This is a genomic window from Microbacterium sp. TPU 3598 (genome assembly GCF_002356155.1).
Taxonomy (GTDB): domain Bacteria; phylum Actinomycetota; class Actinomycetes; order Actinomycetales; family Microbacteriaceae; genus Microbacterium; species Microbacterium maritypicum_A.
Genome location: NZ_AP017975.1, coordinates 199,494 through 223,516, shown reverse-complemented (window position 1 = coordinate 223,516; position 24,023 = coordinate 199,494). Strand labels below are relative to the sequence as shown.

The window sequence follows — 24,023 nt, the reverse complement described above, 5'->3', positions numbered from 1 at the left end:
GACCTACCTCCGGTCGCCCCGACCGACGACCTCCATGCGTTGCGTGAAGGTCATCCGGTCCTGCACGACCCGCTCCGGGTCCCACCCCGGGCCGGGCGTCGAGGCGATGAGGAGCTGCGAGTACGGGTGTTGCGGGCTTCGCAGCACCTGGCCGGTCTCTCCCTGTTCGACCACCGTGCCGCGGAACAGCACGAGCACGCGGGAGCAGAGCTCGCGGATGACGGCGAGGTCGTGACTGACGAACAGATAGCTCACCCCCGACTCGCGCTGGATCTCGGCGAGGAGTTCGAGCACCTGCGCCTGCACGGAGACATCGAGTGCGGACACGGCCTCGTCGAGCACGACGAGGCGCGGAGACACCGCCAGTGCGCGCGCGATCGCGACGCGCTGCCGCTGACCGCCCGACAGCTCATGCGGCTTCGCGTCGGCGTGCCGCTCGGTCAGCCGCACGCGATCCAGCAGCTCTCCGATCGTGCGGTCGATGTGCGCGCCCGCCCCCTGTTCCCGCAGACGCAGGGTGCGCCGCAACGCCTCGCGCACGGTCAGCCGTCGATCAAGCGAACCGTTCGGGTCCTGGAACACCATCTGCACCGCACGAGCCCTCGCACGGCGCTCGGCTCTGCCGCGCGGCCTGCTCAGGCGGTCGACACCGTCGATCACCGCCGACCCCGCGTCGGCGCGTTCCAGACCGACGAGGATCCGAGCGATCGTCGACTTGCCCGAACCCGATTCACCGACGAGGCCGAGCGCCTCACCCGATTCGATGGCGAAGCTCACGTTGTTCACCGCGACGACGAGCTCGGCTCCCGGACCCATCCGAAAGGCCCGATACAGCTCGGAGACCTCCACCAGACTCATGACGCCTCCTTCGTGTCGAGCACCGGGGCCGCGGCGATCAGCGAGAGCGTGTACGGATGGACGGCGTCCGCGAACAGGCCCGGTGTCGTCAGCGTCTCGACGATCTCGCCCTGCCGCAGCACATGGATCCGATCGCAGATCGCTCCGGCGAGCGCCAGGTCGTGGGTGATGAAGAGCATGCCGAGACCGCGGTCGCGGATCTGCCGTTGGAAGATCGCGATGATCTCGGCCTGCGTCGTCACGTCGAGCGCACTCGTCGCCTCATCGGCGAGCAGGAGCGCGGGATCGGTGCTCAGTGCGGAAGCGATGACCACGCGCTGGAGCATGCCGCCCGAAAGCTCATGCGGGTACTGTCGCATTCTCCGCTCCGGGTGGGTGAGTCCCACCGCGGCGAGGAGCTGGACGACATGCGCCTCGGCGCGACCTCGTCGCCAGCCGTGCACGCGGACGAGTCGTTCGGTGAGCGAGTCCCCGATGCGGCGCACCGGATTGAGCGCGGCGCGCGGATCCTGCTGCACCAGCGAGACGGAATCGGAGCGCACTCGGCGCCGGGTGCTCCCATCGGCGGCGACCATCTGGGTGCCGTCGACGCGGATGCTCCCCTCGATCGACGCCTCATCGCCGTAGAGCGCGAGGACGGCGCGAGCCGTCGTGGACTTGCCCGAGCCCGACTCTCCCACGAGTCCGACGAGCTCACCGCGGTCCACCGTGAGGCTGACACCGGCGAGGATCCGAACCGCGTCGTCTCCTTCGCCGAAGGCCAGGTCAAGGTCCTGGATGTCGAGGAGCATCTTTCATCCCTTCGCAAGCAGTCGGTCAGCCACGCGCACCCCGGCGACGTTCACCGCGATGACGACGATGGCGATGGCGGCACCGGGGACGAGCGTGGGAAGGAACTCCCCCTGGATGATTCCGGGTTGCCCCTCCTGGACCATCAGGCCCCACTCCGAGCTCGGAGGCTGCGCCCCGAACCCGAGAAAGCTGAGCGTCGCGAGACTCATGAGGGCTTCGCCGAAGAGGACGACGAGATACCCGACGAGCGGAGGGAGCAGGTTCGGAATGACTCCGCGCACGCAGATCGTCAGGCCGCCGAGCCCCTGAACCCGGTACGCGTCGATGTAGGGCCGCGTCATCTCGCTCAGGGCCAGGCTGCGCGTGTACTTCGCGATGACCGGCGCGTATGCGAGCGCGAGCGCCACGATCGCCGTGGCCGGCCCCTTGCCGAACACGGCGATGACGAGCACGACGAAGAGCAGCCCGGGGAACGCGAACATCACGTCGGTCGCGCGGGCCAGGACCGTATCGATCCATCCGCCCCGCCACGCCGCCAGGACACCGATCGCCACTCCGAGCACGGTGGCGAGCGCGAGCAGCACCACCGGCCCGACGAGCGTTTCACCCGCTCCGATGAGGAGCCGGGAGAAGAGGTCGCGTCCGAGCTGGTCCGTGCCGAGCAGGTGCTGTGCGCTCGGCCCTTCCCAGATAGCGGCGAAGTCGACGCTGTCGGCCTGGTAGGGGGCGAGGAGCGGGGCGAACGCGGCCGCCGCCGCGATGAGTGCGAGGAGGCCGCAGGAGATCCAGAAACCGAGATCGGATCCGGACCGCCGACGGCGGCGCACCCGCGGGAGGATCACGGAGGTCATGCGGACACCGTCCTTCGTCGGATACGGGGGTCGAGCACGGGAAGGAGCAGATCGACGATCGTCGTGACGATCATGTAGGCCACGACCATGAACAGGAGCACCGCCTGCACCACCGGGAAGTCGTGCGTGTTGATCGCGTCGACGAGGAGCGAGCCGACGCCGGAGATCCCGAACACCGTCTCGACCGCGACCGTTCCGGCGATCATGCTCGCGATGACGAGCGCGACCATGGTGATGATGGGTCCCCAGGCCCCGCGCAGGACGTGATCGCGCACGATGTACCGCTCGCGGAGACCCGAGGCACGGGCGGCCTCGACGTGCTCCGAGGAGAACTGCTCGATCATGGACTGTCGTGTCACGCGGCTCACGATGGCGAGCGCGGTGATGGCGAGGGTGAGTGCCGGGAGTGTGAGCGCATACAGACGATCGAGTCCAGCGGACCCCGCACCTGCCACGGGGAACCATCGCAGTTCCACGGCGAAGAACGCGACGAAGGCGATTCCCAGCACGAAGGAGGGGATGCTCGCGGCGAGAGTCGTGAATCCGATGATGGCGGTATCGGCTGCCTTTCCTCGGCGCACGGCCGCGACGATGCCGAGGCCGATGCCGACGACGGTGAGCACGACGGCCGCGTAGGCGACGAGCGACAGGGTGATGGGCACCCTCGCCGCCAGGAGCGCGCTCACGGGCTGGTGGTACTGGAACGACTGTCCGAAGTCGCCGGTGAGGACTCCGGAGGCCCAGTGCCAGTACTGGACGAGCATCGGCTCGTCCAGGTGGTACTGGGCCCGGACGCTCGCGATCCGCTCCGGGGTCAGGTTCTCGGGGTTGCCGATGAGGAACGTGACCGGGTCACCCGGCGCTGCGTACATCGCAGCGAAGATGATGAAGGAGGCGATCACCAGCGTGAAGACCATGCCGGCGAGCTTGCGGAGCGCGAATGGCATCGTGACTACCCCTTCGCGCTGCCGAGATCGACGGCCCACGGGTAGTAGATGAACGCCGCAGAGGCGGGGACACCCGTCACCGTCTTCGACATGATGAGCGTCGACGGCGTCGCGACGACCGGGATCCACACCGCGTGCTCCACCCAGCGCTTCTGCAGCTCTGTCGTGATCTCGGCGCGCTCGACGTCATCGGTCGCGGCGTAGCCCTCGTCCACCAGCGCATCGTATTCCGGGTCGGAGAAGACGCCGAAGTTCACGCTCGCATCGGACGCGCCGTTCTTGTAGAAGCCGAGGGGGTCGTTCTTCGAGATGTAGTACTCGTCGGGCCACAGATCGGCCTGGCCTCGGAGGTCGGGGTCGGAGTAGAAGTCGCCGTACTGCACCTGCGGGATCACGGTGATCTCCGCCTCGAGCCCGATCGATTGCGCCGCGGCGACCAGCGCATTCGCGATCACGTTGTGCGTCGAGGAGCCGTTCGAGGCGACGACGATCGGGGCGGAAGGGGCGCCGGCCTCGGCGATCAGGTCCTTGGCCGCCGCGAGATCGGCCTCGCTCGGCTTCGCGGGCGCGCCCTCGAGGGCATCGTAGGCCTGCTCGAAGGTGTCGACCTCGTATCCCCATGCTCCCGAGCCGACGGGTGTCTTCCATGGCTGGGCGAGACCGCCGAAGGCAGCCGTGGCGACACCGGTCCGGTCGAGGGCGAGCGAGAGGGCCTGACGGATGCGCTCATCCGTCAGTGCGCCGCGATCGGTCGCTTCGAGCACCCATGCGTTCGTCGAGGGTCCTTGATAGACGGACACGTCGGCGCTGCCGATGAAACTCCGGGCGGCGCCGGCGTTCTCGAGGAACGACCCCTGGGCCTCACCGGTCGTGACCGAGTTGGCTATCGCGGTCTCGTCGGCCCATCGGAAGACGACCTCGTCCGTGAGGGCTTCGACGTCGGAATCCCAGTAGTCGGGGAACCTGGTGATGGTGAGCTGCGACCCCGCGTCCCACGACGTCACCTGGTACGGCCCGCTGCACGCGGAGGCCGAACCGGGGCTGCCGAAATCCTCTCCTTCGGCTTCGATCACACGCGGGTTCCAGACGATACCGCCATCGCCCGCCATCGCCTGGAGCAGGATCGCATCCGGCTGCGATGTCGTGACGGTGATCTGGTCGGCGCCGGTCTGCTCGATCGAGACCACGTTCCGGTACTCGTCGGATTCGGCGGCACCGTCCTCGGAGTGGCGCTGCATGCTCCACACGACGTCCGCCGTGCTCACGGGGCTGCCGTCGTGGAACAGCGCCCCCTGCCTGATGGTGAAGACGAGATGGGTGTCGTCGGTCCACTCGGCGTCCGATGCCAGCCCGGGGCCGAGGGTCAGGTCGGGCTGCACCTGCATGAGCCGGTCGCAGACGTTCGCGAGAACCGTGTCGTCGGCGGTGGTCGCATCGATGTCGGCATCGAGTGTCGTCGGCTCTCCGCCGAGCATCCACGTCACGCTCTCGAGCGAGCCGGAGGCGGCGGGTGTCGTCGCGCCGAAAGGCACGTCGAGCGCGGCGTCGCCGTCTTCGCCCTTCGAGCCCGAACTGCATCCGGCGAGCACGAATGCCGAGGCGGCGAGCACGCCGATCGTCACGGTGATGGGGTGATGCTGCTTCTTCATTGAACGCTATCTCCTCGGGTTCTCAATCTGTCGGTCAGGGGGAGGGGAGTTCGACGTGCGGGCCGTCGTAGAGGTTCCAGGGCAGCACCTCGTACTCGGTCTCGCAGGGGAATCCGTTCGCGACGCGGTACTCGCCGGTGGTGAGGTCGACACAGCTCGAGAGGAGCGTCGACCACTGCTTCACCGAGGGGGAGTCGGGATGCGGATGCGTGCAGACACCCTCGGGGAAGCCGAGGTGATCCGACATCGCCTCACGCACGAGCGCGTAGCTCTGTTCGGGGTTCTCCGCACGCGCGACCGCCGCCAGCCCGGCCTGGACACGCGGCAGACGAAGCAGCGAATCCGCTGCCACCGGAAGGTAGGACCCGGCGAGCTGCGGCGGCACGGACGCCTGGAAGTGGTTGGTGTGCGCGATCACGCCGCGTTCGGGATAGATCCAGTCCACGCCGCTCGGCGTGGTCTCGAGGTCGATGCCGAATCCGCTGCGGTCGGCGAGGAGCGCATTGCTCGCGATATGGGGACGGGTCTTGACCAGCATCCTGAGCGCGCTCGCGATATCGCCCTGATCGAGCACGAGTCGGCGGATCAGGGTCTGCGGCACGCCGACCGCCGCTCCGAAGCTCCCCCCGAGCCCGTTGGCGTTCAACGAGATGCCGGCGGAGTTGGCACCGTGGCGCCCCACCTGCCCGGCTTCCACCTGCATGATCACCGTGGGAAGCGGATCCTGCACGACGCGGACGATGAGGGTCGTTCCCGCGGTGCGCGTGCGCCAGTCCCAGTTCTGCCCGACGAGCGTGTGCCCGGTGCCGCTGCCCTCACCCGTCAGGAAGAACGACGTGCATCCGTCGACGGCGTCGTCGCGCTCGTCGTCGGCGGCACGGACCGTGGTGCTCGTGACTCGCGACGGTCCCTGGTGGTCGTAGACGAACTCGCCGCGCACGTTCAGCGTGACGATCTCGGCGAAGGCGACACCCGCCCCCTCCGCGATCCCCCGCATCTCCTCGACGAGGTGCGGCGCGATCTGCTCGCTGATCGGAACCCATCGCGAGACGGAATCCGTGATCGCGGCCCAGCTCATGCCGGTCTGCTGGGTCAGCGCTTCCGTGTAGTACTCGATCGAGCCGGCGATGAGGTCGGCGGCGGCCTCGCCGTATCGGCGCCCGCGCTCGCGGGGCGCCCCACTGATCTCGATCGTGCGGATCGGTGTCATGGCCGCCATGTGACCTCCCTGTCAGGTGCGCCTGTTGCGCAATGTGGTTGCACCCGAGATGATTGAATCATCCGTTACGGATGATGCGCCTCTCGAACAGAATGATACAGCAATGGAACCGTTTGTAACAAGCGATACAGAGAACCCCGCGCTCTCCGGCCTCCGCGCGCGCATCGCCAGGACGTGGAACGATCTCTCGAAATCCGAACGTGCCGTCTGCCGCGTGCTCTCATCGACGTCAGCCGAGCACATCCTCTATGCGAGCGCCGCCGAACTGGGCACCCAGAGCGGCACCTCGAACGCCTCCGTCGTGCGCACCCTGCAGAAGCTCGGATACTCGGGCCTCTCACATCTGAAGCAGGAGGTGGCCGCTCCGTTCTCGAGCAGCGTCTCGCCCGAGGTGCGCCTCAAGACCCGCATCGAGCACATCGGCCAGGATCTCGCCCGCATCCAGCAGGAGACCTGGGATGAGGCGGCGTCGCTCATCGAACTCGCCCGCAGCTCGAACGACGACGACGCGTATTCCGCCGCCATCACGCTGCTCATGCGCGCCGAGAGCATCTATTGCTACGGCCTCGGCGCCTCCGGGATCGCCGCCGAGAACCTCGCACTGCGCCTACGACGCACGGGACTCTCCACTCGACGGCTCAGCACCGACGGATTCCGCCTCGCAGACGAGGTCCTGAACCTCGGGGCGAAGGACGTCCTCGTCATCTTCGCGCCTGGACGGGTCACCCGCGACATCGATGTGCTCCTGGACCACGCGCAGTTGATGGGCGCCGGCGTCATCCTCGTGACCGACGAGCTCCACGAGAGGCTCTCCTCCCGTGTCGACGCGATCCTGACCGCACCGCACACCCCCACAGGGCTGACCTCCGAGAGCCTCTCGGCGATCCTGATCTCGGACGTGCTGGTCCAGGGCATCTCCGCCGTCGCCCCCGATGCGGCACTGCGTTCTTCGCAGCTGCTCAACGACGTTCGGGCACGACTAGGCTACTGAGCCCCCACGCAGAAGCTCCGGTCGCCCTTCCTGTCGCCCGGCGGACCGGGAAGCGGCAGGAAGTGCGACCGGAGCACACCTCTGAGACGGGTTCGCGTCAGCTGGTGACGGCCCAGTCGAACTGGTCGCCGTACTCCTTCAGCCACGCGTCGACCGCGTCGGCTTCCTTGCCCTCGCCGTACTCGTTCACCACGAGGTCTTCGAGTGCGCCGTACTGCGCGTCGTCGAGCTTGATCTTCTCGATCAGCTCAGCGGCCTCGGGGAACTCCTCCGCGAAGCCCTTGGTGCCCAGGAAGTGCAGGCCCTCGGCCTTGCCCATAGCGCCCTTCGGGTCTTCGAGGTCCTTCACGGGGAAGGCATCGTTGGCCCAGAACGGACGCCACAGCGTCACGACGATGTCCTCCTGCTTGTCGGTCGCGGTCTTCAGCTCGGTGAGCATGGCCGCGGTCGACGAGGTCACGAGTTCGTACTCGCTGTCGAGTCCGTACTCGGGCATCATCTTCTGGGTCTGGGCGGTGAGACCCGCGCCCGGCTCGATGCCGTAGATCTTGCCGTCGAACTCGGCACCCTTGCCCACGAGGTCCTCGATCGAGGTGAGCTCGGAGTACTCGGGTACGGCGAGCGTGAGCTTGGCGTTCTCGTAGTACTTGCCCAGATCCTCGATGTCGTCGCCGTACTTCTCCATGTACGAGGCGTGGGTGAGTTCGGGCCACGCCGACGGGTACATGTCGACGTCACCCTGCGCGAGTCCGGTGTAAAGCGGTCCCGCCTCGGTGAGCGTCTTCATCTCGACCGTGTAGCCGATCTTCTCGAGCTGGTCCTGCAGCAGGTATGCGGTGCTGAGGCCGTCGGTCCACGAGGGCAGGAAGCCCAGCGTGATCGTGCCCTTGTCGTCGGCCGAGCCGTCGCCGCCGCCCGTGCCGCCCGCGCCGTCGCCGCTGCATCCGGCGAGGGTGAGCGCCGCTGCGGCACCGAGCGCTGTGATTGCGAGGATCTTCTTCTTCATGTGATTTCTCTCTCTTGCGTTCCGTATGGGTGTTGTTTCGTAGGGGTGTGAGTCAGTGCACTCCGCCACCGACGGCGTTGCGTCGCGGAGCGACTTCGGCACGTTCCGCCGCAGCCGCGGCATCCTGCTGCTCGATGACCTCGGGAGCGGGAGCGGATGCTGTTCCGCCACCGTTCGGAGTGCGTCGACGCTCGATCATGCCGAGCAGCGACGACCGGTTCTCGCCCGGCGCGCCCAGCGCCGCGGTGACGCGGTCGAGGAAGACCGCGATCAGCACGACGCCGAGGCCGGCCTCCACGCCCTTCGGGATGTTGATCGTCGAGATCGCCTCGACGACCATCTTCCCGAGACCGTCCGCGCCGGCCATACCGGCGATGACCGCCATCGACAGGGCGAGCATGATGACCTGGTTGACGCCGGCCATGATGGTCGGCATCGCGAGCGGCAGCTGGATACCGCGCAGGATCTGGCCGGGCTTCGCACCGAAGGCCTGTCCCGCCTCGACGGTCTCGGAGTCGACGCCACGGATGCCGAGCTCGGTCAGGCGCACGCCCGGAGGCAGCGCGAAGATCACGGTGGCCACCAGGCCCGGCACCACGCCGATGCCGAAGAACACGATCGCGGGGATCAGGTACACGAACGCCGGCATGGTCTGCATGAAGTCGAGCACGGGCTTGAGCACCGCGCGCACCGTGGCGTTGCGCGCCGACCAGATGCCGAGCGGCACGGCGATCAGTACCGCGATCACGGCGGCGACGAGCACCAAGGCGAGAGTCTGCATGGCGGGGACCCAGAGGTCCATCCCCACGATCAGCGCGAACGACACGATCGTGCCGATCGCGAGCTGCCACGAGCGCACGACCCAGGCGATGAGTGCGGCGATCACGATGATGACCACGAAGTTCGGGGCGAGGAGCGCTCGGGTGAGGCCGTCGACGAGGAAGCTCATCACGAACGAGATCACATCGAGCAGGCCGTCGAGGTTGTCCTTGATCCAGTCGACAGCGGACTCGATCCAGGTTCCGATGGGAATGCGGAAGCCATCCATCAGCGCACCTCCTCCGTGGTCGGGGCGTCGACCGGGTCGGCGGTCCACCCGTCATCGAGCACGGCATCGATCTCGGCCTGGGGCATCGGCATCATCGGCAGGGTGATCTCCTCGGTTGCGCCGGGCCCGGGGCCGAGGGCGGCGAGCAGGGTGACGCGCGGGATCACACCCACGAGACGGCCGTCGGCGTCGATCACGGCGAGCGGCAGCGGAGACTCGACGGCGGGGACGAAGAGGTTCATCAGCACGTCGTCCTCGCGCACGCTCTGCAGCACGGGCTTGATGATCGAATCGAGGGTGGTCGCGCCGTTGCGCACGAGCTTGACCGCATCCCGGTCGGTCACGACGCCCACGAGCTGCCGGTCGCGGCCGACGACGTAGGTGGCCGACATGTACGCGTCGCGCATCTGCCGCAGCGCCGTGCGGGGGCCGGCGGTGTGCGGCACGACGGGGCGCGGGCGCTCCATCACGTTCGCGGCGGTGAGCACGCGAGCGCGGTCGACGTCCTGCACGAACTGCTCGACGTAGTCGTTGGCCGGGTCCATCAGGATGTCCTCCGGCGTGCCGATCTGCACGATACGGCCGTCGCGCATGACCGCGATGCGGTCGCCCAGGAACATGGCCTCGTTCAGGTCGTGGGTGATGAAGACGATCGTCTTCTGCAGCTTCTGCTGCAGTTCGAGCAGCTGCTCCTGCATCTCGCGGCGGATCAGCGGGTCGAGGGCACTGAACGCCTCGTCCATCAACAGGATGTCGCTGTCGGCGGCGAGCGCACGGGCGATGCCCACGCGCTGCTGCATTCCGCCGGAGAGTTCGGAGGGGAGCTTCTCGCCCTGGCCCTCGAGGCCGACCAGGGAGAGGATCTCCTCCGCCTTGGCCAGACGCTCGGCCTTGGGAGTGCCCTTGAGCTCGAGCGGGTAGGCGACGTTCGCGGCGACCGAGCGGTGCGGCAGCAGTGCGAAGTGCTGGAACACCATCGAGATGCGGTCACGACGGATCTCGCGGAGCCTCGATGACGGGATGCCCGTGATCGGGTCGCCGTTGACGGTGACGGTGCCGTCGGTGACGTCGTGCAGGCCGTTGAGCATGCGGATGATGGTGGACTTGCCCGATCCGGACAGCCCCATGATGACGAAGATCTCACCGCGGTTGACGGTGAAGCTGGCGTCGATGACCGCCGCGGTACCGGCATCCGCGACGGCGGCACGGCTCTCACCGGCTTTCAATCGACGGACGGCGGTGTTCGGATTCTTACCGAAAACCTTGTACAGATGGCGCGCTTCGAGAGCGATTTCGGACACGTTTCCCCCGCGGCTCGCCTTCGGGTGGCTGAGCCTGCTTCGGTTACGCCCGGGTGAGGCTCTCGGGGCCGTTCGACGTGTTCGCTGTGGCGGCACAGACGGCGGATTTCGGATCCGCCGCGATAGAGCATCGACCGTACGTCCACGCCTCTTCGCAGCACAGCTCATCGAAAGAAGGACGTGGTCGCGGACTGGTCTTCGGGCCGTCAGGCCCACGTTCCAACGTAACGAAATGGCCGATCAGGGGCAAATCCTGGGTCCGCGGCGCGCTCGGGTTTCCGTCGCTGACCGGGGAATTGCACGGGTATTCAACAATCCCTCCGCGTGGCTGGCGGCAGGCCGGAATCGCCCTCTCAGGAGCCGCGGATGCTGCGTGTCACGGTGAACTTCGGTGTACGTTCCACCTGCACCGTCGCACCGACCAGCCGGGTGAGTTCGGGGCGGTACGCGAGCGAAGAGTTGTAGACGGTGAAGAGTTCGCCGCCCGGTCGGAGCAGGCGTGCCGCGGCCTCGAACAGGCGGGTCGCCGCCCCCGTGTGGATGCTCGCGCCGAGGTGGAACGGCGGGTTCAGCAGGATCACGTCGAAGGAGGCGTCCGGCAGCTCGGAGGCCGCGTCGTCATGGGTGACCGTGACCCGGTCGGCGACGCCGTTCGCGGCGACCGTCGCCTGCGCGGATGCCACAGCGGCGGCGGATCGGTCGGTCGCCGTCACACGTGCATCGGGGTGAGCGAGCGCGTACGAGACGGCGAGCGCTCCCGTGCCGCAGCCGAGATCGAGCACGCGTGGCGCGGCGGCCGGCGGCTGAGCACGGAGCGCGTCGAGCAGCACACGCGTGCCGATGTCGAGGCGCGCGCCCGCGAAGGCTCCGCCATGGGCGACCAAGGTCAGCCCGTCATGCTGCGCGGTCACGGGGTACGGCGGATCGACCGGGACCGGCAGGGCTTCCGACGCCACGATCAGACGCGACTTCCGCTCGGCGCGTTGGGGCTGAACCCGCGCGAAGCTGCGTCCCAGCACCTCGTTCTGCGTGAGGGTCATGTGCTTCACCCGCCCTCCGGCGACGAGCACCACGTCGGGAGCCGCCCAGCGGGCGACCGCATCCGCGATCTCCTCGAGCTCCGCGAGCGCCTTCGGCAGCTGCAGCAGCACCAGTTTCGCGCCGGTGAGCAGTTCGGCATCGAGCTCGCGGAGGTGGAACGGTCGGCCGAAACCCAGACCATCCGACTTACCCTCGGCGTGTTGCGGGGCGACGCGCCGCACCGGGGCGTCCTCGTCTCCGTCTCGGCCGTCCGCGACGGAGAGTCCGAGCTCCTCGGCGTTGCGCAGCAGAGCCCGCCGACCGGTCGCGAGGTCCTGATGTACGCGGATGCCGTGTCTCCCGGCGGCGACGAGAGCGAGGGTGATCGCACCGTACTCCTCACCGATCACCACGGTCTCGGAGCCGGCGACATCGAGCGCGAGCGCCCGTTCGACGAGCAGCAGATCGGTCGCGTCATGAGCCTGGAGGTTGTCCGCCTCGACGTCGGGCCAGCGGCGCAGGCGGCTGTAGGGGAACTCCGGCACCAGCCCACTGTACGCGGCGGCCGTAAGGATTTCGCATGCGTTGTTTTCGCCCGATTCACAAGTTTGTGAATCGGGCGTACGCTCCCGCGCATGACCACCGTCATCACCACCCGGAACCTCACCAAGCACTACGGCCACGTGCACGCTCTCGACGGCCTCGACCTCACGGTCGAACACGGCCAGGTGCACGGCTTCCTCGGCCCGAACGGTGCGGGCAAGTCGACCACCATCCGCGTCCTCCTCGGCCTCGCGCGGCGCACCGGGGGCGAGACGACCGTGTTCGGTGAGGACCCCTGGAATCGCGCGGTCGAGCTGCATCGACGCATCGCGTACGTTCCCGGTGACGTCAGCGTCTGGCCCAACCTGTCGGGAGGTGAGGCCGTCGATCTGCTCGCCCGGCTGCGGGGAGCGCACACCAAGGACCCCGCCTACCAGCACGAGAAGAAGCGGCTGATGGACGCGTTCCAGTTCGATCCGCGCAAGAAGGGCCGCGCCTACTCGAAGGGAAACCGGCAGAAGGTCGCCCTCATCGCGGCGTTCGCGGTGCCCGCCGACCTCTACATCCTCGACGAGCCCACCAGCGGCCTCGATCCCCTGATGGCGGTCATCTTCCAGCGCGAGGTCGCCCGTGCGCATGCGAACGGTGCGACCGTGCTGCTGTCGAGCCACATCATGAGTGAGGTCGAGCAGTTATGCGACCGGGTGTCGATCATCCGCGCCGGCCGCATCGTCGAGACCGGCACGCTCACGGAGCTGCGGCATCTCACGCGCAGTGACGTGTCGTTCACCCCCTCCGGAGCCACCCTCGAGCAGGTCGCCCGCATCCCGGATGTGCACAGCCCGGAACAGCAGGGCGACCGCATCCGCCTCGCCGTCGACAGCGACCGCACGGCCACCGTGCTCCCCGCGCTCGCGGCCCTCGGCATCAGCGACCTGCGCGTCGCGCCGCCTTCGCTCGAGGAGCTGTTCCTGCGCCACTACGGCGATGACCTCGCGACGCTCGAGGCCGCGGAGGACGGTCGGACGGACGACGCGAGCCCCTCCACCCGCCGCGAGCGGCGTGCGCAGAAGGAGCGTGCGTGATGAGCGCCTTCGGCGTGCTGCTCCGACAGCGGCTGCGGCGTGACCGGCTGCAGCTGACCCTGTGGATCGTCGGCACGGCGCTGATGGCGTTCGCGGGGTACGCCGGTGTCAGCCAGTCGTACGCCACCCTCGCCGACCGGCAGAACATCCTGGCCGCGGCGCTCGCGAACCCGGTGATCCTGATGTTCCGCGGCCTCCCCTCCGGCACATCCGAGGGCGCCTTCCTCGCCTTCGAGGTGCTGCCGTGGCTGGCGCTGCTCGCCGCGCTCATGAGCACGTTCCTCGCCGTGCGGCACACCCGCGGCGATGAGGAGGCCGGGCGCGCCGAGCTCGTGTGGGCGACTCCGGCCGGACGCCGCCTGCCGACGATCGCCACCATCGTGCACGGCATCCTGGCGAACGTCGTGCTGGCCGCGCTCACAGCGCTCGCGCTGGTCGCCACCGGACTCCCGGCGGGAGGATCGCTCCTCACCGGAGCTGCGGCCGCGTCGTGCGGCATCGCATTCCTCGGCATCGGCCTGCTGGCCGCACAGTTCATGCGCACCTCGCGCGGGGCGAACTCCCTGACGGTCTGGGTGCTCGTGGCGACGTTCCTGATCCGCGGCATCGGCAACGCGGCAGGAACCCCGAGCGATGACCTCACGAGCATGACGAGCGCCTGGCCCGCCTGGCTCTCCCCCTTCGGCTGGGTCGAGCAGACCCGCCCGTACGACACCGATATCGTCTGGCCGATGCTGCTCGGGCTCGGTTTCGGGTTCGTGCTCGCCGGTGCCGCCGTCGCCCTGCAGTCGCTGCGCGACATCGATGCCGGTTTCGTCGCGGAGCGCCTCGGCCGGGTCTCGGCACGACCGACCCTCGCCTCGCCCCACGCCCTGGTGTGGCGGCTCACCTCCGGCTCGATCGTGGGCTGGGCGATCGGAGGCGCCATCACGGGCATCCTCGCCACCACGCTGAGCGGGCTGGTCGACCAGATCTCGGGCGAGAATCCGGCCGTCGCCGACATCCTGAAGAAGATCGGAGGCGCGACGGGCGGACTCGACGAGGTCGTCGTCACGGTGTTCTTCACCCTGCTCGGGATCCTGGCCGCGTGCTGTGCCGTACAGACGGTGGTGCGCGCGCGACAGGAGGAGGCCCACGGCACCGCCGAGGCCGTGCTCGCCACGCCGGTCGGTCGCGTGCGCTGGCTCGCCGACTTCGTGATCGTCGGGATCGTCGCGGTGCTGATCGTGGTCGCCGCCGCGGTGCTCGCCGGCTGGGCGGGTGTCTGGTCGAACGGCGGCGACGCGTCGCTCTACCGCATCGTCGCGGTGGCCGGGCTCGGCCAGGCGGTCGCGGCCTCGATCTTCGCGGTGCTCACTGCGCTGGTGTTCGTGCTCCTCCCCCGGGCGACGACAGCGGTGGCGTGGAGCCTCGTGCTGCTCGCGGCCCTGCTCGGCATGTTCGGCCCCCTGTTCGGTCTGCCGGAATGGAGTGCGAACCTCTCCCCGTTCGCCGTGACCCCCGTGGTGGACGGCAGCGGCGTGGACGTGCGCGGCCTGTGGTGGCTGATGCTCGCGCTGGCCGCTGGAGCTGCAGGATCCCTGGCCCTGATGAGGCGGCGCGAACTCGCCCCCGGAGCATAGGAGGACTCCGATGGCCGACGACAGCACCGACGACCTCGAGCCCGAGGCGTCGATTCGCCACAGCGACTCCCACCGCGGGATGGAACCCGCTGAGCAGGCCGCGGCCATGATGACCGCGGCCGGGATGCCACGCATGCCCGCCCGCGTGATGATGGCGCTGATCGCCGCCCCCGAGGGCGGATACACCGCCGCCCAGCTCGGCGAGCGCCTCGGGGTCTCGGCAGCCGCCGTCTCCGGTGCGGTGCGCTACCTGCAGCAGCTGCACTTCATCCAGCGCCGCTCACGACCCGGCGACCGGCGCGACCGCTACGAGTTCGTGCACGATCCGTTCTACAGCTCGATCGTCGGGAACATGCCGGTGTACTCGCGCCTGTCGGAGTACATCGACGACATCGCCGCCGCGCACGACGACGACCGGGGCGCGCATGACCGGGCCGTCGAACTTGCCGAATTCTTCCGCTTCCTCTCCGTGCGCATGCTGCAGATCGTCGAGGACTGGCGCGAGCACCGCCGCGACGCCGACTGACCGCAGCATCCACCCGTCGGCCGAAACGGAGACCATCCGCGTGCGCTCCGGCGTGCCGCGCGTCGACGCGCCGAGCCCGAGACGAATGCTCTGGGTTTTCGCACGCGAGACGACGAGGGGTTGACACCCACGCGGGTTGCATGGTTACTTAGTCGAGCAAGTAACCCACTAACCCAGCGGAGGACTCGTGATCGAAGAAGGCAAGCCGCTCTTCCTCCAGATCGCCGAGCAGATCGAGGACTCGATCGTCGACGGCTCGCTCGCCGAGGAGGCGCAGGCCCCTTCCACGAACGAGCTGGCCGCGTTCTATCGCATCAACCCCGCCACCGCAGCCAAGGGAGTCGCCATGCTCACCGACAAGGGAGTGCTCTACAAGCGCCGAGGCATCGGCATGTTCGTCGCCGATGGCGCCAGGGAGCTGCTCCTCGGCGAGCGCCGTGCCGCCTTCGCCGACCGCTACATCGACCCGCTCCTCGCCGAGGCCCGCACGCTCGGGCTCGGCGCCGAAGACCTCGCGGCCCTGCTCCGGCATCGCGCCGCACTGACCACCGACGCAGAAGGGAAGACCCCCGCATGACCACCGTCATCGAGGTGCAGAACCTCAGCAAGCGCTACAAGGAGAAGCGAGCCCTCGACAGCGTGTCGCTCGCCATCGAGGGTGGCGCCATCTACGGCCTCCTCGGTCGCAACGGGGCAGGGAAGACGACACTCATGTCGATCCTCACGGCCCAGAACTTCGAATCGTCCGGCACCGTGAAGGTGTTCGGCGAGCACCCGTATGAGAATGCGCACGTGCTCAGCCGGATCTGCTTCGTCCGCGAGAGCCAGAAGTACCCCGACGACGCGTACCCCAAGCACGCCTTCAAGGCTGCGAGCCTGTTCTTCCCGAACTGGGACCAGTCGCTCGCCGACGAGCTCATCGCCGAGTTCCAGCTGCCGATGAAGCAGACCATCAAGAAGCTCTCCCGCGGACAGCTCTCCGCGGTCGGCGTCATCATCGGACTCGCCTCGCGCGCCGAGATCACGTTCTTCGACGAGCCCTACCTCGGCCTCGACGCCGTCGCCCGGCAGATCTTCTACGACCGTCTGATCGAGGACTACGCCGAGCACCCGCGCACCGTCATCCTCTCGTCGCACCTGATCGACGAGGTCTCCAACCTCATCGAGAAGGTCATCGTGATCGACAACGGCCGGATCCTCCTGAACGAGGACACGGATGCGGTGCGTGACCGCGCCGTGACCGTGGTGGGTGACGCCGCGAAGGTCGACGCCTGGGTGGGAGCCCGCGAGGTGCTGCACCGTGAGGCGCTCGGCCGCGTGGCCTCCGTCACCGTCCTCGGTGCCGTGTCCCCGGCGGAGCGTGCGGAGATCACGGCCTCCGGGCTCGACCTCGCGCCGGTCTCGCTGCAGCAGCTGATCGTGCGCCTCACCCAGAAGGCCGAGGCCGACTCCACGAGATCGGCCGCCACGAAAGAGGAGGTGCGCTGATGCGACGCACGCTCAACGTCATCCGCTTGCAGATGATCAATCGACAGACGTTCATCTGGGTCCCGCTGATCGTCCTCGCCGGAGCAACACTGATCTCGGTGCTGATCTACGCGATGATCCCGGGGGACTCCCCTAAATACGGCGGCGGCGGCCAGGCGCCCCTCTGGTACTTCTTCGCCATCGGGCTGTCGGCGATGACGCTCACGTTCCCGTTCTCCCAGGCGATGAGCATCACACGTCGCGAGTTCTTCTTCGGCACGATGCTGACCGCGGTGCTCGCCAGCACGTTCATGGGCGCACTCTTCCTGGTCGGTGGGGGCATCGAGGTCGCCACGAACGGCTACGGCGTGAACGGCTGGGTGTTCTATCTTCCGTGGCTGTGGGAGGCGGGACCGCTCGGGGCCTTCATCGTCTACTTCACGCTCGCGCTGTTCTTCTTCGTGGTCGGCTTCACGGGCGCCACGATCTACAAGAGCTGGGGGCTGACGGTCCTGACGATCACGTGGATCGCGCTGGCACTGATCCTCGTCGGAATCGTGTACCTCGTGACCAGGCTCGAGCTGTGGGGACAGGTCTGGACCGGGATCGGCGATCTGGGGGCCCTCGGCCTCGCGCTGTGGGGCCTCGTGGTCACCGCGGCCCTCATGGGCGTCTCGTTCCTCGCATTCCGCAGAGCCATCCCCTAGATCCGACCGCCTCGTCGACGCCGGTCGCCCTCCCGGGCGGCCGGCGTCGCGTGTGCGCGCTACCCGTACGTCCCCGAGGACGCAACCCGCTCGCCCCCGACGCACAGGACGCATAGGCTCGCGGGACCACCCGCCCCTACCGCACACGCCCCGACCGCGCCCACCCCGACCGAGAGGACGCCGTGCCCCAGACCCGCACCCGGCTCCGGGTACGACGAGCAGGAGTCCAACGCGCACTCCACGACGCCGTCCGCCCCGCCCGCCTCCTGCTCGTGGCCAAGACGACCCTCGCGGTCGGACTGGCCTGGATGATCGCCCCGCACATGCCCGGGGTCACCGACGAGTACCCCTACTACGCTCCGCTCGGGGCCCTGTTGAGCATGTACCCGACGCTGATGGGTTCGGCGAAGTCGAGTCTGCAGACGCTGCTCGGCCTCGCCACGGGCATCGGGCTCGCCACGATCGTGGTGCTGACGATCGGCCCGACCTGGTGGAGCATCCCGCTGGTGGTCGGGGTCGGAGTGCTGCTCTCCGGTACGGGCTGGTTCGGTGTCGGTCGCGAGTACGTGCCGATGGCCGCGCTGTTCGTGCTGATCATCGGCGGGCAGGACGCCGATGACTACTCGCTCGGCTACCTGACCCAGACGGCCGTCGGGGTGATCGTCGGGTTGCTGGTGAACCTCATCATCGCGCCGGCACCCCTGACCGTCGCGGCAGCCGGGCGGGTGGCGGCCTTCCGGGAGCAACTGGCCGCGCACCTGCACGACATCGGCTCCGCGGTCTCGGAGTCGTGGCCTCCGGAGCACGAGCAATGGGCCGACGATGCGGCCTCGCTCGCCGACACGTCCTCCGCGCTGCGCTCGGCTCTGACGGAGGCGGACGAGAGCAGACGCGGCAACCCTCGCGCCAAGGGCCATCGCACCCGGATCCAGCAGAGCCACGATGAGCTCGCCGCCCTCGATCGCATCGCGCACCTCATCCGCGACATCTCCGACGAGATCGCCGACACCATCTGGGATCGACCGGCCGGCCTGGCGCTCGACCCCGCCCTGCCGGATCCCCTGTCCGCGGCCTGTCACGCGGTCGCCGACGTGATCGCTCGCGGTGACGCCTCGTCCAGTGACGATCACCGCGCTCGCGGCGAGGCGGCCCGTGCGATCCGACTGCTTCTCGAGACCGTCGACGACCGCACCATCGATGTCCGGCGGTCGATGGGACCCGGCGTGCTCACCGCCATGCATCTGCGGCGGATCCTGATCCTGAGCGGGACGCCCGCCCCGGCGGAGGAGTAGCAGCCTGAGCCGCGTCAGATGGTGTCGTCGGCGGCGATCAGATCCAGTTGCCAGTACCGACCCTCGGAGTCGGAACTGTCGTGGGCATCATCGGCAGCGCTCAAGACGTCGTTGATCTTCACCATCACATCGTCGAACTCCGACTCGGTGAGCCGGATGGTCCGCTGGGTGAAGGCGGCGTGCACCTCGGCCGTGCGCCCGGCCACGTACTCCGGGGTCCAGGCCATCACCCGGCGGATCAGATCCTGATGGTCCTCGACGAGGGCGGCGATCACCGCAGAGCCGAGAGCCTCGTCGGCGACGGGGCTCTCGGGCCCTCCGACGTTGAGCGCACCCTTGTGTCCGGTCCAGACACGATCGCGCCGATCGCGGGCCTTGTCGGGCGCCTCTTCGATGAGCCCGGCGTCGGCGAGCGCGCGCAGATGGAAGCTCGCACTGTTCGCCGGCACACCGAGCTCGGCGGCGATGTCGGCGGCGCGGAGGAACTCCCGCCGCGAGAACAGCCGGATCATCTGGCGCCGCAGTGGGTGCGAGTAGGCCTTGAGCATGGCCGAGGTCATCCAGACGGGATCGTCGCTGGTGCTCTTCGCGGTGTCCTCCGTCATGTGCCGATCCTACCCGCACCCAGAATTGCGCAATAAGAGTTGCGCAATAGTCCTTGCGCATCTATTCTCAAGACATGACCACCGTCACCGCGCCCCACCGCCTGTGGCGCAACACCCGATACCTCACCTGGCTGGTGAGCGACACGAGCAAGGGCCTCGCGGCCTCGCTGTTCGGCTTCGCCATCCCCCTGCTCGCACTGATCGTGACGAACGATCCCGCCCAGGCCGGCATCATCGGCGGTGCCGGCATGGTCGCCCGACTCCTCATGACCCTGGCCGGCGGCGTGCTGGCCGACCGCCACCGCCGCATCGCGTTGATGCTCCTCGGCTCCCTCATCGGCATCGTGCTCGCGGGCGGCTTCACCCTTCTCGCCCTCGGCGATGCGATGACGTTCGGGTCGCTGCTGGTGATCGACGTGCTGCTCGCCGCGCGCAGTGGGCTCTTCGATGTCGCGGGCGAGAGCGCGATCAAGGAGATCGTGCCCGACGACGCGATGGGCCGTGCCCAAGCCGCGAACCAGGGACGCGATGCCGCTCTCCAGCTCGCAGGCGGTCCGCTCGGCGGCCTGCTGCTGGGCGTGGGCGGATGGCTCGTCGGCGTGGTCATGACGCTGTGTCACGCGATCGCGGCCCTGACCGCGTGGATGCTGGGGCGTCAGGTGCGCCGTGCGGGGATGATCGACACGGGTGCGGATGACGTCGCCGAGCCGAGTACCGTCGTCGAGCCCGGTGTGGCCGTGAAGCCGAACGCCTGGGCGGAACTGCGCGAGGGATTCGGCTGGCTGCTCTCCCGCCCCGACCTCGGCGGAGTGCTGCTCATCACGACGGTCATCAACCTCGGCTTCAACGCCACGATCACGACCATCATCTACGCCCTCCAGCAGGACGGCTACTCCGAGCTGCTGATCGGCACCCTGAGCGCGTCGATCGGAGCCGTGATGCTCGTGGGCGCGGTCTGTGCACCGCTGCTCGTGCCGAGGATCAAGGCCGGCGTCCTGACCATCGCCGGACTCACGGTCGTCTCGATCGGCGCGATCGCCCTCTCGATGGTGACCGATCCCTGGGCCATCGCGGTGGTGCTCGGCGCCTCGGTTCTCCTGATCCCCGCGCTCAACGCCGGGATGATGGGCTACTTCATGGTCGCCACCCCGAGCCATCTGCTCGGTCGTGCCAACAGCGCCGCCGGAGTCCTCGGCATGGGTGCGATGCCGCTCGCACCGCTCATCGCGGGCTTCGGGCTCGCGTGGATCGGGAGGGAGTGGACCATCCTGATCTGCGCCGCACTGTGCCTGATCTCGGTCGTGCTCGCCGTGAGCAACCGTGCGCTGCGGGCGCTCCCGGTCGAGTCAGGCTGGGCCGCGCACGCGAAACAGTACGAGACGGTTTGACGCCGCGCGGCGGCGAGGCCCGACTCTTCCGGCCTAGAGAACGCCGGTCAGCGCCGCGATACCGGCGAGCAGGGAGACCAGGGCGAGCACGAGCGCGATCCCGATGAGCACCGCGTGCACCTTGAGGAACGCGGTGGCCCTGCCGTTCTCATCCCGCGCCCGCGGATCCTTGGCGACGCGCTTGTAGAACTGCGGCCAGACGAGAGCGTTGAAGACGGCATTGAGGAAGAGCACGACGGCGAGGGGGATCACCCCTCCACGCTATCGGCGTCACCTGTGCGCGCGACCCACCGGGGAGCCGCGGGATTCTTGGATGCAGACATGTATCAGAAAGCCCTTGCCGCGCTCCTGGTAGGTGTGATCACAATGGGCTTCATGATCGACGGTGCACCCGGCACCGCTCACGATCCTGCCTCGGACGACGGGCGCGCACGCTGGGAGCGCGCCGCGGATCTGTTCGGTGCATGGCGCGAGAGCGACGGCCGCGCGATGGACGAGCTCGTACGGCTGATGACGCCCGTGCTCTGGCACGTCGTGCGCGCGTACGGGCTCGAACGCACGCTCGCCGAAGACGTCGTGCAGACCACGTGGCTGCAGCTCGTCCGCGGCCACGGGTCGATCAGCGATCCTCGCGCCGTGTCCGCCTGGCTCACGACCACCGCGCGCCGCGAGGCCTGGAAGGTCGCGAAGGCGCATGGCAAGGTCGACACGGCCGAAGCAGACGACCTGGACACGCTTCTTCCCGAGCAGGCCTCGGCTGAGGAGCACGCGGCGCTCGGCGACGAGAACCGTCGCCTGTGGTCGGCCGTGCGCCGCCTCAACGAACGCTGCCAGAAGCTGCTGCGTGTGATCGCTTTCGAGGATCGCCCCGACTATGCGCGCATCGCCAGCGACCTCGCCATGCCCATCGGAAGCATCGGCCCCACACGCAATCGGTGCCTCGCCAAGCTGCGCGCCCTGCTGGACGCGCCGCCGACAGCGCAGACAGGGGGACTCGCATGACCGAGCATGAGGATGCCCAGATGTTCGCCCGGCTCCGCTCCCTGTGGAGCGAGATCGATCCGATGCCCGCCGGCCTGATCGATCGCATGGTCGCCGCGGTCGCCGCCGACGGCCTGAACCGCGAGTACGCGCTTCTGACCCTCGTGGAGGGACAGTTCGGCGCGGTGCGGGGCGAAGCGGATGCGCTCACCCTGCAGTTCAGCGACGGCTCCACGAGCATCCTGCTGCACGTGACGACCACCGCGTCCGGTCACCGCCGCGTCGACGGCTGGGTCGACACCGCTGCCGCGGAGATCGTGCTGACGCAGGGCGAGAAGACACGGTCGGTCTCGCCGGAGGAGACAGGACGCTTCGTGTTCGACGATGTGCCTCCCGGCCTCACACGCGTGAGCCTGACGACCGTGATCGGGGACGAGACGCGCACCCTCGCGACCCCGCAGTTCGAGCTGTGATCGCGGGCACCGCCCGTCGATGAGGACGCGGGGTGACCCGCACGGAGAGGATGACGCATGGATCAGCCCAAGGGATGGACCTGGCAGGACCGCGCGGAGGGATCGATCCGCCGGGGCACGGCACTCGACCCGAGCACGGAACCGGTGGACGGCATCCGCGCGTTTCCGACGGCGTACCTGCCGGAGCGGCTGCTGATCACCCGCGCCCTCGGCGACGAAGAGGCCTACGACCGCGAGGTGCGCACCCTGCGTGATGCAGCCGACACCTTCGGATGGCAGCTCGAGATCGAGGACGGCACCCGCTCGGCACTCGACGGCGAGCTGGTTCCGGGAGTCCCCGGCTTCCTGCGCGCACGGCTGCGCACCCCCGACGAACCGGTCCGCGGCGAATCGCCCGTCGCACCCGACGCCTGGCGCGTGCTCCAGCGCGCCCGCCGCATGTCCCGCTCCACGATGCCGCGCACGAGCCTCGACCACGTGCTGTCCATCGACCCGGTCGGGCTCAATCCGTTCACCCGGACGAACCCGTTCACCCGCACCAACCCGTTCACGCGCACCAACCCGGTGCGCGGCGCCGGAGGGGGCGCGGGCGGCAGCGACGACTACCTCGAGCCCGGACGCGGCGCGCGACAGCCCGTCACCTGGTTGGGCCCCGCTCCGGTGCGCGGGCCCGCTCCGAAGCGCGGACGGCGGCCCGTCGTCGCGGTGCTCGACACCGGCTGCGGCGAACACGCCTGGCTGCCCGCCGACATCGTCACCCGCACGGTCGACCTCGACGGTGTGCCGGTGGGGCTGACCGACGACGCCGACCCGGAGCGCTACCCCGACCTGTACGGGCAGCTCGACGGCGAGATCGACGCGGTCGCCGGGCACGGCACCTTCATCGCCGGGCTCGTCCGACAGGCGGCCCCGGATGCGGACATCCTCTCGATCCGGGTGGCCGGAGCCCTCGGAGTGGTCGACGAGAGCACCCTGCTCGAGACCGTCGCCCAGGTCGTGACGCTGCTCGCCCGCCACCGGGAGGATCCGAACACGGGCTTCCCGATCGATGTGCTGAACCTGTCGCTCAGCTACTACCACGAGACACCGACCGACGGACTCTTCAGTCTCACGCTGTACCAGCTGCTCGCCAAGGCGCGCGAGCTCGGATGCGTGGTGGTGTGCTCGGCCGGGAACGACGCGATCGACCGCCCCTCCTTCCCCGCGTCGCTCTGGCCCTGGCCTGGTGCCGACAACGGCATCCACCCCGACAAGGACGCGCCGCTCGTGTCGGTCGGAGCTCTCAATCCGTCGGCGCAGTCGGTCGCCCTCTTCTCGAACATCGGCCCCTGGGTCCGGGTCTATGCACCGGGCGCGGCCGTGGTGAGCACGTCACCCGCGTTCGTGGGCGGCACCCAGGCGGTGACGAAGGCCGACGTCGACGGTCTCCGCCGCGAGACGATCGACCCCGACGACTATCGCGGCGGATTCGCGATCTGGAGCGGCACCTCCTTCTCCGCCCCGTACGTGGCCGCGCGCGTCGCCGCGCAGCTCGGCACCGTGCCGGTCGGCGGTGTCAGCCCCGGAGCCGCGGCGAAAGCCGTCGCCGCGGTGCTGAAGTCGCTTCCGGATCCCGTGGACTCCGCCTGATCGATCGCGCCTGATGCACCCGG

Annotated in this window: 24 protein-coding genes; 12 read left to right on the top strand and 12 right to left on the bottom strand. The window is 68.8% G+C overall.

Features of this window, described 5'->3' with window-relative positions; genetic code table 11:
• Positions 1 to 3: 3 nt before the first annotated feature.
• From MST3598_RS00975 to MST3598_RS00950, 6 genes are read right to left on the bottom strand one after another with little or no spacing between them, the layout of a single operon-like run.
• Complete coding sequence (locus MST3598_RS00975) at positions 4 to 858, bottom strand: ABC transporter ATP-binding protein (RefSeq protein WP_051670970.1); 855 nt, start codon at positions 856 to 858, stop codon at positions 4 to 6.
• A complete protein-coding gene (locus MST3598_RS00970) occupies positions 855 to 1,649 on the bottom strand; it encodes an ABC transporter ATP-binding protein (RefSeq protein ID WP_051670968.1) in 795 nt (264 codons plus the stop codon). Before MST3598_RS00970 ends, MST3598_RS00975 begins: the two co-directional genes overlap by 4 nt.
• A 3-nt stretch (positions 1,650 to 1,652) precedes the next feature.
• Entirely contained in the window at positions 1,653 to 2,501 is an 849-nt protein-coding gene (locus tag MST3598_RS00965) for an ABC transporter permease (RefSeq protein WP_021200160.1), read from the bottom strand.
• Positions 2,498 to 3,448, bottom strand: coding sequence for an ABC transporter permease (locus tag MST3598_RS00960; protein WP_029258835.1), 951 nt, complete (start codon positions 3,446 to 3,448; stop codon positions 2,498 to 2,500). The genes MST3598_RS00965 and MST3598_RS00960 overlap by 4 nt, the downstream gene beginning before the upstream one ends.
• 5 nt (positions 3,449 to 3,453) lie before the next feature.
• Positions 3,454 to 5,097: an ABC transporter substrate-binding protein gene (locus MST3598_RS00955; RefSeq protein ID WP_029258834.1), complete on the bottom strand. Its 1,644-nt coding sequence runs from the start codon at positions 5,095 to 5,097 to the stop codon at positions 3,454 to 3,456.
• 34 nt (positions 5,098 to 5,131) lie between these two features.
• On the bottom strand, positions 5,132 to 6,316 hold the full coding sequence (locus MST3598_RS00950; RefSeq protein ID WP_029258833.1) for a C45 family autoproteolytic acyltransferase/hydolase: 1,185 nt from the start codon (positions 6,314 to 6,316) through the stop codon (positions 5,132 to 5,134).
• Positions 6,317 to 6,419: 103 nt separating this feature from the next.
• Here MST3598_RS00950 and MST3598_RS00945 point away from each other — a divergent pair, with 103 nt between their 5' ends.
• On the top strand, positions 6,420 to 7,307 hold the full coding sequence (locus MST3598_RS00945; protein ID WP_021200156.1) for a MurR/RpiR family transcriptional regulator: 888 nt from the start codon (positions 6,420 to 6,422) through the stop codon (positions 7,305 to 7,307).
• 97 nt (positions 7,308 to 7,404) lie between these two features.
• Here the strand turns inward: MST3598_RS00945 and MST3598_RS00940 are convergent, their stop codons facing one another.
• The 4 genes from MST3598_RS00940 to MST3598_RS00925 form a co-directional block, all read right to left on the bottom strand.
• Positions 7,405 to 8,313: a glycine betaine ABC transporter substrate-binding protein gene (locus MST3598_RS00940; RefSeq protein ID WP_021200155.1), complete on the bottom strand. Its 909-nt coding sequence runs from the start codon at positions 8,311 to 8,313 to the stop codon at positions 7,405 to 7,407.
• Between the two features lie 52 nt (positions 8,314 to 8,365).
• On the bottom strand, positions 8,366 to 9,361 hold the full coding sequence (locus MST3598_RS00935) for an ABC transporter permease (RefSeq protein ID WP_021200154.1): 996 nt from the start codon (positions 9,359 to 9,361) through the stop codon (positions 8,366 to 8,368).
• Positions 9,361 to 10,662 (bottom strand): quaternary amine ABC transporter ATP-binding protein, encoded by a 1,302-nt coding sequence (locus MST3598_RS00930; RefSeq protein ID WP_021200153.1) that lies wholly within the window; start codon positions 10,660 to 10,662, stop codon positions 9,361 to 9,363. The genes MST3598_RS00935 and MST3598_RS00930 overlap by 1 nt, the downstream gene beginning before the upstream one ends.
• 353 nt (positions 10,663 to 11,015) lie before the next feature.
• On the bottom strand, positions 11,016 to 12,227 hold the full coding sequence (locus MST3598_RS00925; protein WP_036271531.1) for a class I SAM-dependent methyltransferase: 1,212 nt from the start codon (positions 12,225 to 12,227) through the stop codon (positions 11,016 to 11,018).
• A gap of 90 nt (positions 12,228 to 12,317) precedes the next feature.
• On the opposite strand from MST3598_RS00925, the gene MST3598_RS00920 reads away from it, so the two are divergent.
• The 7 genes from MST3598_RS00920 (at position 12,318) to MST3598_RS00890 (ending at position 18,924) form a co-directional block, all read left to right on the top strand.
• Positions 12,318 to 13,310, top strand: coding sequence for an ABC transporter ATP-binding protein (locus MST3598_RS00920; RefSeq protein WP_021200151.1), 993 nt, complete (start codon positions 12,318 to 12,320; stop codon positions 13,308 to 13,310).
• Entirely contained in the window at positions 13,310 to 14,932 is a 1,623-nt protein-coding gene (locus MST3598_RS00915) for an ABC transporter permease (protein ID WP_029258831.1), read from the top strand. Before MST3598_RS00920 ends, MST3598_RS00915 begins: the two co-directional genes overlap by 1 nt.
• Positions 14,933 to 14,942: 10 nt before the next feature.
• Positions 14,943 to 15,458, top strand: a complete 516-nt coding sequence (locus MST3598_RS00910; RefSeq protein WP_029258830.1) for a GbsR/MarR family transcriptional regulator — start codon at positions 14,943 to 14,945, stop codon at positions 15,456 to 15,458.
• 187 nt (positions 15,459 to 15,645) lie between these two features.
• Positions 15,646 to 16,035 carry a GntR family transcriptional regulator gene (locus MST3598_RS00905; RefSeq protein WP_029258829.1) on the top strand — a complete coding sequence of 130 codons (390 nt, stop codon included), beginning with the start codon at positions 15,646 to 15,648 and terminating at the stop codon, positions 16,033 to 16,035.
• Positions 16,032 to 16,946 carry an ABC transporter ATP-binding protein gene (locus MST3598_RS00900; protein ID WP_029258828.1) on the top strand — a complete coding sequence of 305 codons (915 nt, stop codon included), beginning with the start codon at positions 16,032 to 16,034 and terminating at the stop codon, positions 16,944 to 16,946. Before MST3598_RS00905 ends, MST3598_RS00900 begins: the two co-directional genes overlap by 4 nt.
• Positions 16,946 to 17,632 carry a hypothetical protein gene (locus MST3598_RS00895; RefSeq protein WP_021200146.1) on the top strand — a complete coding sequence of 229 codons (687 nt, stop codon included), beginning with the start codon at positions 16,946 to 16,948 and terminating at the stop codon, positions 17,630 to 17,632. Before MST3598_RS00900 ends, MST3598_RS00895 begins: the two co-directional genes overlap by 1 nt.
• Positions 17,633 to 17,814: 182 nt before the next feature.
• A complete protein-coding gene (locus MST3598_RS00890) occupies positions 17,815 to 18,924 on the top strand; it encodes an FUSC family protein (RefSeq protein WP_031207473.1) in 1,110 nt (369 codons plus the stop codon).
• A 14-nt stretch (positions 18,925 to 18,938) separates the two neighbouring features.
• On the opposite strand, the gene MST3598_RS00885 is transcribed toward MST3598_RS00890, so the two are convergent.
• Positions 18,939 to 19,529, bottom strand: coding sequence for an ArsR/SmtB family transcription factor (locus MST3598_RS00885; RefSeq protein WP_021200144.1), 591 nt, complete (start codon positions 19,527 to 19,529; stop codon positions 18,939 to 18,941).
• Between the two features lie 74 nt (positions 19,530 to 19,603).
• Between MST3598_RS00885 and MST3598_RS00880 the strand changes: the two genes are divergently transcribed.
• A complete protein-coding gene (locus MST3598_RS00880) occupies positions 19,604 to 20,917 on the top strand; it encodes an MFS transporter (protein WP_029258826.1) in 1,314 nt (437 codons plus the stop codon).
• 33 nt (positions 20,918 to 20,950) lie between these two features.
• Here the strand turns inward: MST3598_RS00880 and MST3598_RS00875 are convergent, their stop codons facing one another.
• Positions 20,951 to 21,169, bottom strand: a complete 219-nt coding sequence (locus MST3598_RS00875) for an SCO4848 family membrane protein (RefSeq protein ID WP_029258825.1) — start codon at positions 21,167 to 21,169, stop codon at positions 20,951 to 20,953.
• A 123-nt stretch (positions 21,170 to 21,292) separates the two neighbouring features.
• Here MST3598_RS00875 and MST3598_RS00870 point away from each other — a divergent pair, with 123 nt between their 5' ends.
• From MST3598_RS00870 to MST3598_RS00860, 3 genes are read left to right on the top strand one after another with little or no spacing between them, the layout of a single operon-like run.
• Positions 21,293 to 21,919 (top strand): RNA polymerase sigma factor, encoded by a 627-nt coding sequence (locus MST3598_RS00870; RefSeq protein WP_231494428.1) that lies wholly within the window; start codon positions 21,293 to 21,295, stop codon positions 21,917 to 21,919.
• Positions 21,916 to 22,371 carry a hypothetical protein gene (locus tag MST3598_RS00865; protein ID WP_029258824.1) on the top strand — a complete coding sequence of 152 codons (456 nt, stop codon included), beginning with the start codon at positions 21,916 to 21,918 and terminating at the stop codon, positions 22,369 to 22,371. Before MST3598_RS00870 ends, MST3598_RS00865 begins: the two co-directional genes overlap by 4 nt.
• A 57-nt stretch (positions 22,372 to 22,428) precedes the next feature.
• The gene (locus tag MST3598_RS00860) at positions 22,429 to 24,000 is read left to right on the top strand and encodes a S8 family peptidase (RefSeq protein ID WP_029258823.1); all 1,572 of its coding nucleotides are present in this window, start codon (positions 22,429 to 22,431) and stop codon (positions 23,998 to 24,000) included.
• The last annotated feature ends 23 nt before the right edge of the window (positions 24,001 to 24,023 follow it).